Raw genomic sequence first — 15,504 nt, 5'->3', positions numbered from 1 at the left:
TTGACAACTCTTGAAAAATAGTCTCACAAAAATATCATTATTTATTCTAATTGGTGCAATTATCTTTGGGTGTAATACCACTAAAAGAGTCCCTAAAGGAAAAAATCTTCTTACCAAAAATGACGTTTATGTTGATAATAAAAAGAACACTCTTGATGATATTTTAAACCAACTTTACCAAAAACAAAACACCGCTATTCTTGGGTATCGCCTCCGATTAAACATTTACAATTTGGCCAAACAAAAAACCGATTCCATATATAGAGCAAAGTTTTACAACAATCCCGAAAAATATTACCGCAAAGCAAAATGGCTTTCAAAAAAACAGGTCAAACGATTGGGCGAATCTTTTTGGTATGCTGGCATACATAATTTCTTAAGAAAAACTGGTGAAGCTCCAGTGATTTTGGATACTACCAGCACAAAAAAATCACTTCGCCGCTTGAAATCATATTATTTTAATCGTGGCTATTTTGATGTTACGACCAAATACAAAATTGACAGCGTTGGCGCAAAAAAAGTAAAGCTCCGATATGATATTGTAACCGGAAAACCATACATCCTAGACAGCATCAACTCCTACATTTTGAGCAAACCACTAGATTCCATTTATCAACTACGAAAGAAGAATTCCTTTTTGAAATCAGGACAAAAATTTGCAACAAGCAATTTTGATGAGGAAAAAGCCAGAATCAGTGCCGATTTTAGAAATAATGGTGCTTATCGTTTTCAACAAAATTATGTAACTTTTGATATTGATACTTTGTCGGATAAGCATTTGGCCGACGTAGATTTGATCATTCAAAACGAAACAGTAAGAAAAGAGGATAGTTTAAAAAACGTTCCTTTTGAACTGTATAAAATTAGCAAAGTCAATATTTTTTCGGATCATAGCCCTGCTAATCCTAATGCTATAATTAAAGATAGCACCGTTTACAAAGATTTTACATTATACAGCGTCAAAAAATTAAAATACAGACCAAAAGCAATAACTGATGGTATTTTTGTGACCAAAGGCAATTATTTTTCTGAAAACCGAACAACATTAACTTCAAAATATTTAAGTAATCTTAAAGTTTTTAACTATCCCTTAATTCAATATGTAGAAGACAAAACGCAAAAAAACGGATTGATTGCCAACATTTATTTAACGCCAAGAAAAAAATATACTTTTGGTTATTCCAATGATTTCACGCACTCTAACATTCAGGATTTTGGAATATCAGGAAATACTTTTTTAGGTATTCGAAACGTATTTAATGGTGCCGAAACTTTCGAAATTGGTTTCAGAGGCAACATTGGTGCTTCGAGAGATTTAGCTAATCCGAACAATAATTTTTTCAATATTTCAGAGATTGGAGCTGATGCAAAATTGAATTTTCCTAGATTATTTTTACCCTTCAAAACCGATAAAATTATTCCAAAAACGATGATTCCTTATTCTACTATTAGTGTAGGTTATTCTAAACAAACCAACATTGGATTAGACAAACAAAACTTTACAAGTTCGCTCGTTTATAATTGGACTCCAAAAAAAAATACCACCTTCCGTTTTGATTTATTCAATATTCAGTTTGTAAAAAATATCAATGCCGGAAACTATTTCAATGTCTATCGATCTTCCTATAAAGCCTTGAATACGTTAGCCATAAATTACGGAGCAAATCCAAGTTACTTCACAGATGGAAATTTAACTATTGAAGACGGAGTAAATCACTTTTTAGCCGATGTAAATAACAACACGTTGGCTCTTTCACCCACAGATGTGCGATCTGTGAGCAGTATTGTTGAACAAAAATCTCGATTAACTGAAGACAATTTGATTTTCGCATCTAGCATTTCGTTTTCAAAAACCTCAAAAAAGGATTTATTTGATAATAATTTTTATGCTTTTAAAGCAAAGGTGGAATCGGCAGGAAACACTTTATCTATCATATCAGTAGCTTCAAGAATGACACAAAATGGTTCCAAAACGGTTTTTGGCGTTGCCTATTCTCAATACATCAAAACCGAGTTTGAATTCATCAGACATTGGGATTTGAGACGAAAAAAAGTATTGGCTAGTAGAGCATTCATGGGCATTGCTATTCCTTATGGCAACTCAAATAGTGTTCCTTTTTCACGAAGTTATTTTGCCGGAGGTTCTAACGATATTAGAGCATGGCAATCCTACGGTTTAGGTCCAGGAAAAACGGGTTCGGTCAACGATTTTAATGAAGCCAATATGAAATTACTTTTGAGTACAGAATTCAGATTTAATATTTTTCAGCAATTATTTGGAGCTCTTTTTGTTGATGCCGGAAACATCTGGAATGTGAAAGATATAGTTACCAATCCTGATGCTACCTTTACGGGCTTAAAATCTTTAGAAAATATTGCCGTTGGTTCTGGTTTTGGTTTTAGATATGACTTTAATTTTTTTGTGGTTAGATTGGATTTTGGCTTTAAAACTTACAATCCCGCAAACCTTGAAAACGAAAAATGGTTAAAAGAAATACGTTTTAACAAATCTGTTTTAAATATTGGAATTAATTATCCGTTCTAAAATTAGAAATTATTATTTTTGTAGACTTAACTTAAACAAAACACAATGTCTCACAATATTAAACCTGGAGTAGCAACTGGCGATGAAGTTCAAGCCATTTTTGCTTACGCAAAACAAAAAAGATTTGCTCTTCCTGCTGTAAATGTTATCGGATCGAGCACTATCAATGGGGTATTGGAAACAGCCGCCAAATTAAAAGCTCCTGTTATCATTCAATTCTCGAACGGTGGCGCAGCCTTTAATGCTGGAAAAGGACTTTTAAATGCTGGCGAAAAAGCAGCCATCGCAGGAGGAGTTGCTGGTGCCAAACACATTCATACTTTAGCCCAAGTTTACGGAGCAACAGTAATTCTTCATACAGATCACTGTGCCAAAAAATTATTACCATGGATTGATGGTTTGTTAGACGCATCCGAAAAACATTTTGCAGAAACGGGAAAACCTTTATATTCCTCGCACATGATAGATTTATCCGAAGAACCTATTCATGAAAATATTGAAATTTGTAAAACTTATTTGGCTCGAATGAGCAAAATGGGAATGACTCTAGAAATCGAATTAGGAATTACTGGCGGCGAAGAAGATGGCGTTGATAATTCAGACGTGGACAGTGCAAAATTATACACACAACCCGATGAAGTAGCCTATGCTTATGAAGAATTAATGAAAGTATCGCCAAGATTTACCATCGCAGCAGCTTTCGGAAATGTTCATGGTGTTTACAAACCAGGAAACGTAAAATTGACTCCAAAAATTTTGAAGAATTCTCAAGATTATGTTCAAAATAAATTCAAAACCGATACAAATCCTGTTGACTTTGTTTTTCATGGTGGTTCTGGATCTACGCTAGAAGAAATCAGAGAAGCTATAAGTTATGGTGTCATCAAAATGAATATCGATACCGATCTACAATTTGCTTTTACAGAAGGAATTAGAGATTACATGGTCAACAATATAGATTATTTAAAAACTCAAATTGGAAGTCCAGACGGCGCAGATTCACCAAACAAAAAAAATTACGACCCAAGAAAATGGCTTCGTGAAGGCGAACTGACTTTCATCAAAAGATTAGAGCAAGCATTTGCTGACTTAAATAACATAAACACTTTATAAATTTCAATTTACGAATTACGGAGTTCAACTCTTAATTCTTAATTCACAATTCATTATGGCTTGGTTTAAAAGAACAGAAAAAGGAATTACTACCGCAACCGAAGATAAAAAAGACGTTCCAAAAGGACTTTGGTATAAATCGCCAACCGGAAAAATTATTGATCAAGATGAATTGGCTAGAAATCTTTGGGTGAGTCCTGAAGATGATTTTCATGTTAGAATTGGCAGTAAAGAATATTTTGAAATCTTGTTTGACCACAATGAATTCAAAGAATTAGATGCCAAGATGACATCTAAAGACCCATTAGGTTTTGTAGATACCAAAAAATATGCTGACCGATTGAAAGATGCCATGGAAAAAACAGGATTAAAAGATGCTGTTCGAACAGGTGTTGGAAAATCAAAAGGAAAAGATTTAGTAGTTTGTTGCATGGATTTTGCCTTTATAGGCGGTTCTATGGGAGCTGTTGTTGGCGAAAAAATTGCTCGTGGTATTGATTATTCTATTAAAAATAAAGTGCCATTTGTTATGATTTCTAAATCGGGTGGTGCCCGTATGATGGAAGCGGCGTATTCGTTGATGCAATTGGCAAAAACTTCGGCCAAATTAGCGCAACTTGCAGAGGCTAAAATTCCGTACATTTCATTATGTACAGACCCAACAACTGGCGGAACAACTGCTTCTTATGCTATGCTTGGCGATGTTAATATTTCTGAACCTGGTGCTTTGATTGGTTTTGCGGGTCCAAGAGTTGTTCGGGATACTACAGGAAAAGATTTGCCCGAAGGTTTTCAAACGGCTGAATTTGTATTAGATCATGGTTTTCTAGATTTTATTACACACCGTAAAGAATTGAAAGACAAGATTAACTTGTATTTGGATTTGATTTTGAATGAAAATATCCGTTAAGGTCTACCGTTTTAAAATACTAAAAACACAAGGTCTTCACTTTGTGTTTTTTCTTTTAAATCCCACTTCTAATAGCTTCCACAGGATCTAATCGTGAAGCCGAAATGGCAGGAAGTATACCAGCAATTAATCCGATGATGGCAGCCAAACTTGTACCTAGAATAATATTCCCTATGCCGAGAAGAAATTCAAAGTCTAGTACTTTAGTTAAGATTAAGGCAATAATCCAAACTAAAAACAAGCCAACAATTCCGCCTATAACACAAAGAATGATGGCTTCAAAAAGAAACTGAAATAGAATAAATTTGTTCTTGGCTCCCAAAGATTTTTGAATACCAATTAGATTAGTTCGTTCTTTTACTGAAACAAACATAATATTGGCAATGCCAAAACCTCCCACTAACAAAGAAAACAGACTAATAATCCAACCTCCTATTTTCAGATTTGAAATTATACCATCTATCAAATCGGTGAATCCCGATAAAATATTAATAAAAAAATTATCGATATCCCCTTGTTTTACCCCTCTATAATTTCGTAATTTTTGCGTTATTTGACCCCTTAATGATGGAATATCTGTTCCTTTTTCGGGTTTAATAATAATTACAGGCAGTAGCTGCTTATTTTTATCCCCATAAATTCTTTTTAAAAATAGTGAGGGGAAAAAAGCAGAAGTATCATCGTTGCCTCCAAGTTCTAATGCTGAATTACCTTTCTTTTTAGTAACACCAATCACTGTAAAACGTTGTCCGTACATTCGAACAGATTTACCAATAGGATTAATATCATCGAATAATCCTTTAGCAACATCATTTCCTAAAATAACAACTTGTTTTCCGGCAATAGATTCCTCCTCATTAAAAAAACGTCCATCTGCAAACTCCAATCGTTGAATAGCAACAAATTCAGAAGTTACTGGAACCATATTAACTGTTGACACCGTTTTTGAATCGCATTTTATATTTTGATCACTTGTAAAATATTGAAAACAAGTGTTCTCAACATGAGTTAAATTATTTTTTAAATATTGATATTCATCATAGGTTACTTTGGGAAACTGTTCTCTTTTCCATTTCGGAACTTCGCTTGGTCCAAATGTTTGGCTCATCAAATAGATGGTGTTTTTATCCAATGTACTTAAATCGGCTTTAATTTTTTTATCCAAAGAATCAACAGCTGCCAAGACCGCAATAATCGAAAAAATACCGATAGTAACGCCCAGCAATGACAGGATAGTTCGCAGTTTATTGTTACGCAAAGCATTCATAGCAAACGCAAAACTTTCGTTGAGCAATCTAAAGTATAATAACATGTGTAACCTATTTATGGTATAGTAAATTTTAATAAAAATAATGAAAATTTCTGGTCATTTATTAAATGCCTTAATAGGTGTCCTATAATAAAATATTGTTACAAAAAAGTGAAAAATCAAATTGCTTCGTTACTCACAATCACCTACTTTTGTTTGCTTATATCTACCTTCTGACACACAAGCACAACCAAAACATCATGACTAGAACAAAAACAATACAATCAGCCCTAATTTCTGTCTTTTCAAAAGACGGACTAGAACCGATAGTTCGCAAATTACACGAACAGAACGTCATTATTTATTCTACAGGTGGCACTGAAGAATTTATAAACAAACTCGGAATACCAGTAGTTCCAGTAGAAGAAGTAACTTCTTTCCCCGAAATTCTTGGTGGACGAGTAAAAACCTTGCACCCCAAAATTTTTGGTGGCATCCTCAATCGTCAAGAAAATGAAGGTGATATTCAGGAAATGATTGACTTTGAAATTCCACAAATTGATTTGGTGATTGTTGATTTGTATCCGTTTGAAAAAACAGTTGCTTCAGGAGCTAGCGAAGCCGACATTATTGAAAAAATTGATATTGGTGGGATTTCGTTAATTCGTGCAGCGGCGAAAAATTTTAATGATACAATTATCGTGGCTTCGGTAAATGAATATTCCACTTTATTAGATTTGATTTCAAATCAAAATTGCGCCACAACACTAGAGCAAAGGAAATTTTTGGCAACCAGAGCGTTTCATGTCACCTCTCATTACGACACAGCAATTTTTAATTATTTCAATACTGAAGATACCTATTTTAAAACTAGTATTTCTGAAGGTCAGATTTTGAGATATGGAGAAAATCCTCATCAAAAGGGATTTTTCTTCGGTGAATTTGATAGAATGTTTAGCAAATTACACGGTAAAGAATTGTCCTATAATAATTTGTTAGACATTGACGCCGCAGTGAATTTGATATCAGAATTTAAAAACAACGAACCCACCTTTGCCATCTTAAAACACAACAATGCATGTGGAGTAGCCACAAGAAACACCATTAGAGAGGCATATTTGGCTGCTTTGGCTTGTGATCCAACTTCGGCTTTTGGAGGCGTTTTAATCGCCAACGGAAAAATAGATTCGGCTACTGCCCACGAAATAAATTCGCTTTTTTGCGAAGTGGTAATTGCTCCAAGTTTTGATGAACAAGCTGTTGCCATTTTATCCGAAAAGAAAAATAGAATTATTTTGGTTCAACATGTAGTCGAATTGCCCAATAGACAAATCAGAACTTGTTTAAATGGATTATTAGTTCAAGACAGAAACTCAATAACCGACTCAAAAGAAGACTTAAAAGTGGTTACTAATACGGCTCCAAATCAGCATGAAATTGAAGATTTATTATTTGCATCAAAAATTTGTAAAAATACCAAATCCAACACGATTGTAATTGCAAAAAATACTACATTAGTGGCATCGGGAACAGGTCAAACTTCTCGCGTGGACGCCTTGAAACAAGCTATAGAAAAAGCACAAAATTTTGGGTTTGATTTGAATGGTGCCGTTATGGCAAGTGATGCATTTTTCCCATTTCCGGATTGTGTCGAAATTGCTCATAACGCTGGCATCACTGCTGTTATTCAACCTGGAGGTTCGATAAAAGATGCATTGAGTATCAATTTTTGTAATGAAAATAAAGTTGCAATGGTATTTACTGGAACACGTCATTTTAAACATTAATTTGTTTAACTTTGTGCGTTAAAATTTTATAAACGTTAAACCCTACATAAACATATGGGATTTTTTGATTTCATGACCGAGGACATTGCTATTGACCTTGGAACCGCCAACACTCTGATAATACACAACGACAAAGTTGTAATTGATTGCCCATCAATTGTTGCTAGAGATAGAATATCGGGGAAAATTATCGCTGTTGGAAAAGAAGCCAATATGATGCAAGGCAAAACTCATGAAAACATAAAAACCATTCGTCCTCTAAAAGATGGGGTTATTGCTGATTTTGACGCGTCTGAAAAGATGATTAGCATGTTCATCAAAAGCATACCTGCATTAAAGAAAAAAATGTTTACACCAGCACTTCGAATGGTGGTCTGTATCCCGTCTGGAATTACCGAAGTTGAAATGCGAGCCGTTAAAGAAAGTTGCGAACGTGTTAACGGTAAAGAAGTTTATTTAATCCACGAACCTATGGCTGCAGCAATTGGTATTGGTATCGATATCATGCAACCAAAAGGAAATATGATTGTGGACATTGGTGGCGGAACAACCGAAATTGCAGTAATTGCCTTAGGCGGAATCGTTTGCGATAAATCTGTTAAAATTGCAGGAGATGTTTTCACGAATGACATTGTGTATTATATGAGAACGCAGCACAATTTATTTGTGGGTGAAGCAACAGCCGAGAAAATTAAGATTACGATTGGTGCCGCCACAGACGATTTAGAAACACCACCAGATGATATGTCAGTTCAAGGTAGAGATTTATTGACTGGTAAACCCAAACAGGTTGAAGTGTCTTATAGAGAAATTGCTAAAGCTTTAGATAAATCGATTCAGCGTATTGAAGATGCGATTATGGAGACCTTATCACAAACGCCACCGGAATTAGCTGCTGATATTTATAACACAGGAATTTATCTTGCGGGTGGAGGTTCAATGTTAAGAGGTTTAGACAAACGTATTTCACAAAAAACAGATTTACCCGTTTATATTGCCGAAGATCCATTGAGAGCCGTTGTTCGAGGAACTGGTATGGCTCTTAAAAATATTCCAAAGTTCAGAAGCATACTGATTAAATAAATTCCAAATAAATAAATTCCGAATCCCAATTTTAGCTATTTAATATACAGCTTTTGGTATTTGGATTTTGAGATTTTATTTTTTAAAAATTTTAATTTTTTACGATGCAGCAAATAATTAATTTTATACTTAAAAACAGTTATAGATTACTGTTTTTGCTGCTTTTGATACTTTCTCTTTCTTTGACGATTCAGTCCCATTCGTATCACAAAAGTAAAATCATCAGTTCAGCAAATTTCTTTACAGGCGGTATTTATGAAAAAATAAACAATGTTGATGAGTATTTTGGTTTGAGAGCTCAAAACGAGGAATTGGCTAAAGAAAATGCACGATTAAAATCGATAGTATTCAATCAAAAAGACACTACAAAACTTCCTAAAATTGATTCGATAAAAGGCGTTAATAAAATAGATATTATTGTTTCTAAAGTAATTCACAACTCGTACAGCATTCAGGAAAATTTTATAACCATAAACAATGGTTCTGCTTCTGGCATTAAATCCAATATGGGCGTAATCAACAGTGCAGGAATTGTTGGAATTGTAGATAATACTTCCAAAAATTTCGCAACCATCATTAGTGTTCTGAATGTCAATATTAAGATTAATGCAAAAATCAAAAAATCAAATCATTTTGGCACTTTAAGTTGGAATGGGAAAAACACCGGTTTTGCTCAATTGACTGATGTACCAAGATTGGCGGGAGTTCGCAAAGGCGACACCATAGTTACGGGTTCAGAATCAAGAGTTTTTCCAGAAAATATTGGTATTGGAACTATTGAAAAAGTGTATATAGACAACGAAACAAATTACTATACTTTGGATATTAAATTGTTTAATGACATGACTAATCTTGGTCATGTTTATGTTATTAAAAACAAGGATGCCGAAGAGATACTAAATTTAGAAAAACAAGGCAAAAAAGATGAATAGTACTTTGCTAGCAAATATTGCTCGATTTATCTTGTTGCTTGCCGCACAGGTTCTACTATTCAATAGGATGGATCTTTTTGGATATATCAATCCGTTTCCTTATGTGCTTTTTATTATTTTGTATCCTGTAAATGGCAATAAAACAGGTTTGTTAGTTGCTAGTTTTTTATTGGGATTATTGATGGATATGTTTTGGAATTCTGGCGGTGTCCATGCTGCCGCTTGCGTAATTCTTGCTTATTATAGACCTGCCATTTTTAAGTTCTCCTTTGGATTAAGTTATGAATATCAAACGGTAAAACTTAATGATGTATTAACGCCGGAGCGCTTTTCCTTTATCTTAATTGCGGTAGTAATTCACCACTTTGTATTGTTTATACTCGAAGTTTTCAAGATTAGTTTTGTATGGGATATTTTATTGCGCACCTTTTTGAGTACACTTTTTACAATACTCACGTCTATAATAATTATCTACATCATTAAGCCAAACAAGCGATGAGAAAAGCCTTGTTACCTACAATTATTTTTACTGGAACAATTTTGTTGATATTGCGCCTTTTTTATTTACAGGTTATCGATGATTCTTTAAAATTGAAATCTGATAATAATGCCATAAAAATAAAATATGATTATCCAGAGCGAGGGTATATTTATGATAGAAATGGCAAACTTTTGGTCGCCAATCAACCATCCTATGACATTATGGTTATCCCAAAAGATGTGAAAGATATTGACACCACCGAGTTTTGTTTGTTATTGAACATCACTAAAGAAGACTTTTTAACAAAAATTGCAAAAGCTAAAATTTACAGTCCAAGACTTCCTTCAGTGTTTCTGTCGCAACTTAATAAAAAGGAATATGCTGCTTATCAAGAAATACAACGAAAATTTTCGGGTTTTTATATCCAAAAGCGTGCGTTAAGAGATTATCAAGTAGCTTATGGTGCCAATGTATTTGGTTTTATCACGCAGGTTAATGATAAAATCATTGAAAAAAATAAATACTACAACAGCGGTGATTTAATTGGTCGTCAAGGTGTTGAAGAAAGCTATGAAGATTTTTTACGGGGAGTAAAAGGCGTGAAATATATTCAAAAAGACAAATACAATAGGGAAATAGGTTCCTATAAAGAAGGAAAATTTGACACTATAGCTGTACAGGGAAAAGACATTAATTTATCTATAGATGCAGACCTTCAAAAGTATGGAGAAGAATTAATGGTCAACAAGCGTGGCGGAATTGTAGCTATCGAGCCTAAAACAGGAGAAATTTTAGCATTGGTTACCGCTCCTTCTTACGATCCGGCTATTTTGGTGGGAAGACAACGTTCGAAAAATTATACGATTTTATTCCATGATTCGATTGCAAAACCATTATATGACCGAGGCTTATTAGCCGAATATACGCCCGGTTCACCATTTAAAATCCTGACAGGTTTAGTGGCTTTACAAGAAGGCGCCATAGATGAGAATACCACTTTTTTTTGTCACCATGGTTTTAGTTATGCACCCGGGCGTTTTATGAAATGTCACTGTCATGGTGGTGCTATGCAATTTCACCGAGGGATTTATGAGTCGTGTAATACTTTCTTTTCAAGCTCTTACATGAAAACCATCGATAAATTTAACAATCCACCAAAAGGAGTTGATGTTTGGAGTAATCACTTAAAAAGTTTTGGTTTAGGACAATTCATGGGTTACGATTTACCAACAGGAAAAAAAGGAAGTTTACCAACATCAAAAACGTATAAAAAAATGTATCCCGGATGGGGTTGGTCAAGTAAAACGATTGTCTCTAATGCCATTGGTCAAGGAGAGGTTTTGATGACACCCATTCAGTTAGCAAATATGATTGCTGCCGTTGCCAATAGAGGTTATTATTATACGCCTCATATCATCAAAAAAATTAAAGGTCAAGCTATAGATAAACGGTTTACAACCAAACATGTAACAACCATAGATGCTAAATATTTTGAACCCATGATTAGCGGTTTGTTTGATGTGTATAATTTAGGAACGGCTCACGGATTGAACGTAGAAGGAATTGAAATATGCGGAAAAACAGGAACTGCCGAAAATTTCGCAAAAATTAATGGTAAAAGAGTAAAGCTTCAAGACCACTCTATTTTTGTGGCTTTTGCGCCAAAAGATAATCCTAAAATTGCGATTGCAGTCTTTGTGGAGAATGGTTATTGGGGTGCTCGATGGGCTGGTCCAATTACTAGCTTGATGATTGAAAAATTCATCAAAAAGAAAATTACCCGAACCGATTTAGAAAAAAGAATGTTAGAAGGAAGTCTTCAAGGGGAGTACAATAAATATTACGCAAAACCTATAATAGATACTTTGATTAAATCAAAACCAGCTATAAACGGAAAACCTATAGTGACTAAACCAGAAATTAAAGTACCTGATGCACCAGAAAATTAATTTCAAACCAATATGAAAAATCAAAGCGTAACCAATAATCTCGACTGGATGAGCATTGCCATTTATATTACCTTGGTAATATTGGGTTGGCTCAACATTTATTCGTCATCATTATCCTCTATTGCTCGAGAGACTTCTATTTTTGATTTTACACAAATTTATGGCAAACAGTTTATGTTTATTATCCTGACCATTCCTTTGATACTCGTTGTAATGTCAGTAGAAGGCAAGTTTTATGAAAAATTTTCTAGCGTCATTTATGTTATAGGATTATTATCCTTGGCTGGTTTATTTGTTTTTGGAAAGACAATAAAAGGTCAAGCCAATTGGTATTCTTTTGGTTCATTTGGCGTACAACCTTCGGAGTTTGTTAAGGCTGCAACTGCATTGGCTCTTGCCAAATATTTGAGCGATGTTCAAATCAATCTCAAAGATTTAAACAGACAAATTCAAGTATTGGGAATCCTGTTTTTACCCATACTTTTGATAGTTCCCCATGATCCAGGAAGTGCGCTAATTTATTGTGTTTTCATTTTAGTATTGTATAGAGAAGGCCTGCCTTCATGGTACGTTTGGACGGGTTTTATTGGTTTAGTCTTATTTGTTTTAGCGTTAGTTATTAAACCTTTAATTCTAACTCTTGCAGCATTGGCTGTCATTATTTTTATTTATTATAGAAGCCGAATGATAAATAGAAACTGGCTATTAAGTTCTATTATTTTTTTAATGATTGGTGGTTTTGTTTTTTCAGTAGATTATGTTTTTGAAAATGTTTTTAAGCAACATCATCGCGACCGATTCAATATTCTTTTGGGCAAAGAAGTAGACATGAAAGGCATTGGTTATAATACCAATCAATCCGAAATTGCTATTGGTTCTGGTGGCTGGTTTGGTAAAGGTTATCTTGAAGGAACACAAACCAAAGGAGGTTTTGTACCAGAACAACATACAGATTATATATTTACAACCGTAGGCGAAGAATGGGGTTTTGTGGGCTGCCTTTTGGTGATGTTGCTTTTTGTTACTTTAATTATACGAGTAATTTATTTGGCTGAAAGGCAAAAAACCAAGTTTAGCCGAGTCTATGGTTATTGTGTTGCCGGCATTTTGTTCATCCACTTTTTTGTCAACATTGCAATGGTTGCAGGTATTTTTCCAACGATAGGCGTTCCGCTTCCTTTCTTTTCTTATGGTGGGTCGGGTTTATGGGGTTTTACAATCTTATTATTTATCTTTTTGAAAATGGATGCCAATAAAGTAAACGAGTGGTAATTTTGTTGCAAATTATAAGTAAATCATTTTATTTATATTGCTAATACTGTGTTTAATGAGTTAGGTTACTAAAACTTTTTAAAACTTTTAGCCCAATTATAAAAAAATAACCCAAAAATCTATTCAGATTTTTGGGTTACGAATTTTCTGGATTGTTAGTGGTTTAATCTACATTATCGTGCAAAAATGAATTGTTGGAACGTAACTGCGTGTCATCGTTACTATCAATACCTATTGACATTCTAGATTTTGTATCAGCTGGTATATTGGTTGACAAATCAACACCATTGCGCTTGTAAGCCGGTTCTTTCTCTAATTCATCAATTTTTGAAGGATTGTTATGAAATTTATAATTGAACTCTTTTAACTTTTTTCTTCTATCGTCAGCTCTATGTTTCAGGGTTTCTTCGATAGTCATCTCTACTGGCGAGATATCTTCAAAATGGCTTACTGTGGAGGTTGGTTTTTGAACATCTACCCGTTTCATCGTGATTTTCAACTCATCGGCAACTGGCTCTTCAACTACAATAGCTGCGGCTGGTTTTGAGTTTAACAAATCGTTTTCTAACTCCATATATTCTTCCAGAGAGTATTTAATCATACCTCCTTCGTTCAACTCGGTTACAGGTATAAATTGCAAGGGTTGATTCACTTCAATATCATTTGGCGAGTCGGATAAATCAAAAATAATTCTGTTTTCTTCAACTGCTTTAACTGAATTTACCTCTTCTACTCTTTCAAATGTTGGCATGGCTGGCATATCAAAAGTAAAAGTAATTTGCTCCTCTTCAACCTGAACTTGTTTTAGGCTCTCATCAACGATAGCTTGTGATTCAACCACTTTCATTTCTCGAACTTCTGGAGTGGTTACCTTGAAATCGATGTCATTTATTGGCGATACAATTTCAAAAGTTACATCCAAATTTCTGATGAAATGATTCATTGCAATCAATTCTTTTTCATCAATTGAACTGACAACTGAAGCTTGCTGCACCATTTCGATTTTGCTCGAATCAAATTCATCTTCGATTAATTCAAAAAATATTTTTTCTTCCTTAATTTCCTTGGCTGGTGTATCAATGATAGTTTGAAAAACAGCTACTGGTTTTTGAGTTAAATCGCGTTCTATTTTATGTTCTCCGTCTAAGGAGTGGATTATTTTTTTTTCTTCTAGATTTAAAATTCCATTTTGTTGTTCTTCATTAAAACCTGTAGCAATAATAGTTACTGCTATTGAATCGCCCAATGTTTCATCTTCTCCAACACCCATGATGATATTAGCATTATGCCCCGCTTCTGATTGAATATGGTCATTGATTTCCCCGATTTCATCAATTGTAATTTCATTATTTCCAGAAACGATAAGCAACAAGACGTTTTTGGCACCTGAAATTTTATTGTCATTTAATAATGGTGAATCTAATGCTGAAATTATAGCTTCTTTTGCGCGATTATCTCCCGATGCAGTAGCAGAACCCATGATAGCTCTTCCGCTATTTTCCAAGACTGTTTTAGCATCTTTTAAATCGATATTTTGTGTATAATGATGCGTAATTACTTCTGCAATTCCACGAGAAGCGGTAGCCAACACTTCGTCTGCTTTAGAAAATCCAGCTTTGAAGCCAAGGTTTCCGTATACTTCTCTTAATTTATTGTTATTAATAACAATCAAAGAATCGACTTGCTTTCGCAATTTTTCAACACCTAACAACGCTTGTTCTGAACGAACTTTACCCTCAAACTGAAAAGGAATAGTTACAATACCTACAGTAAGAATGTCTCTTTCTTTTGCCAATTGCGCAATTACTGGAGCAGCACCAGTTCCTGTTCCTCCACCCATTCCTGCGGTAATGAAAACCATTTTGGTATTGGCATCTAACATTTTTTCTATATCGCCTATACTTTCAATGGCTGATTGTTGTCCAACATCTGGATTTGCGCCAGCGCCTAGACCTTCGGTAAGGTTTACTCCTAACTGAATTTTATTGGGCACAGGACTGTTTTGAAGTGCTTGTGAGTCTGTATTACAAACTATAAAGTCAACTCCTTTTATTCCTTGCTTGAACATGTGATTGATCGCATTGCTTCCGCCGCCACCAACTCCGATTACTTTAATCACATTTGATTGATTTTTTGGTAAATCAAATGAGATGTTTCCAATTTCTGAGTTGCTTGTCATACTA

The 15,504-nt window shown here is 34.4% G+C and carries 11 protein-coding genes; 9 read left to right on the top strand and 2 right to left on the bottom strand.

The features are described 5' to 3' along the window. Positions 1-10 precede the first annotated feature (10 nt). From Q0Q96_RS01525 to accD, 3 genes are read left to right on the top strand one after another with little or no spacing between them, the layout of a single operon-like run. The gene (locus Q0Q96_RS01525) at positions 11-2,545 is read left to right on the top strand and encodes a BamA/TamA family outer membrane protein (protein ID WP_293870840.1); all 2,535 of its coding nucleotides are present in this window, start codon (positions 11-13) and stop codon (positions 2,543-2,545) included. 45 nt (positions 2,546-2,590) lie between these two features. Further along, the gene (gene fbaA / locus Q0Q96_RS01520) at positions 2,591-3,658 is read left to right on the top strand and encodes a class II fructose-bisphosphate aldolase (protein ID WP_293870837.1); all 1,068 of its coding nucleotides are present in this window, start codon (positions 2,591-2,593) and stop codon (positions 3,656-3,658) included. 55 nt (positions 3,659-3,713) lie between these two features. Then, positions 3,714-4,568 (top strand): acetyl-CoA carboxylase, carboxyltransferase subunit beta, encoded by an 855-nt coding sequence (accD, locus tag Q0Q96_RS01515; protein WP_293870834.1) that lies wholly within the window; start codon positions 3,714-3,716, stop codon positions 4,566-4,568. A 55-nt stretch (positions 4,569-4,623) separates the two neighbouring features. Here the strand turns inward: accD and Q0Q96_RS01510 are convergent, their stop codons facing one another. Further along, positions 4,624-5,880: an ABC transporter permease gene (locus Q0Q96_RS01510; protein WP_293870831.1), complete on the bottom strand. Its 1,257-nt coding sequence runs from the start codon at positions 5,878-5,880 to the stop codon at positions 4,624-4,626. 197 nt (positions 5,881-6,077) lie between these two features. Here Q0Q96_RS01510 and purH point away from each other — a divergent pair, with 197 nt between their 5' ends. The 6 genes from purH (at position 6,078) to rodA (ending at position 13,321) form a co-directional block, all read left to right on the top strand. Further along, positions 6,078-7,604, top strand: a complete 1,527-nt coding sequence (purH, locus tag Q0Q96_RS01505) for a bifunctional phosphoribosylaminoimidazolecarboxamide formyltransferase/IMP cyclohydrolase (RefSeq protein WP_293870828.1) — start codon at positions 6,078-6,080, stop codon at positions 7,602-7,604. A gap of 54 nt (positions 7,605-7,658) precedes the next feature. Next, entirely contained in the window at positions 7,659-8,687 is a 1,029-nt protein-coding gene (locus tag Q0Q96_RS01500; RefSeq protein WP_293870825.1) for a rod shape-determining protein, read from the top strand. Positions 8,688-8,791: 104 nt separating this feature from the next. Next, positions 8,792-9,619, top strand: coding sequence for a rod shape-determining protein MreC (mreC, locus tag Q0Q96_RS01495; RefSeq protein WP_293870822.1), 828 nt, complete (start codon positions 8,792-8,794; stop codon positions 9,617-9,619). Then, positions 9,612-10,118: a rod shape-determining protein MreD gene (locus Q0Q96_RS01490; protein ID WP_293870820.1), complete on the top strand. Its 507-nt coding sequence runs from the start codon at positions 9,612-9,614 to the stop codon at positions 10,116-10,118. Before mreC ends, Q0Q96_RS01490 begins: the two co-directional genes overlap by 8 nt. After that, complete coding sequence (mrdA, locus tag Q0Q96_RS01485; protein ID WP_293870818.1) at positions 10,115-12,049, top strand: penicillin-binding protein 2; 1,935 nt, start codon at positions 10,115-10,117, stop codon at positions 12,047-12,049. The genes Q0Q96_RS01490 and mrdA overlap by 4 nt, the downstream gene beginning before the upstream one ends. A 12-nt stretch (positions 12,050-12,061) precedes the next feature. Next, positions 12,062-13,321, top strand: coding sequence for a rod shape-determining protein RodA (gene rodA, locus Q0Q96_RS01480; protein ID WP_293870815.1), 1,260 nt, complete (start codon positions 12,062-12,064; stop codon positions 13,319-13,321). Between the two features lie 163 nt (positions 13,322-13,484). Here rodA and ftsZ read toward each other — a convergent pair whose 3' ends face one another. Then, positions 13,485-15,500, bottom strand: a complete 2,016-nt coding sequence (gene ftsZ, locus Q0Q96_RS01475) for a cell division protein FtsZ (protein ID WP_293870812.1) — start codon at positions 15,498-15,500, stop codon at positions 13,485-13,487. Positions 15,501-15,504: the final 4 nt, after the last annotated feature.

Source organism: Flavobacterium sp., assembly GCF_025352015.1.
Lineage (GTDB): Bacteria > Bacteroidota > Bacteroidia > Flavobacteriales > Flavobacteriaceae > Flavobacterium.
Note: the sequence above shows the minus strand (reverse complement) of the source record. Positions and strands in the feature narration are given on the sequence as shown.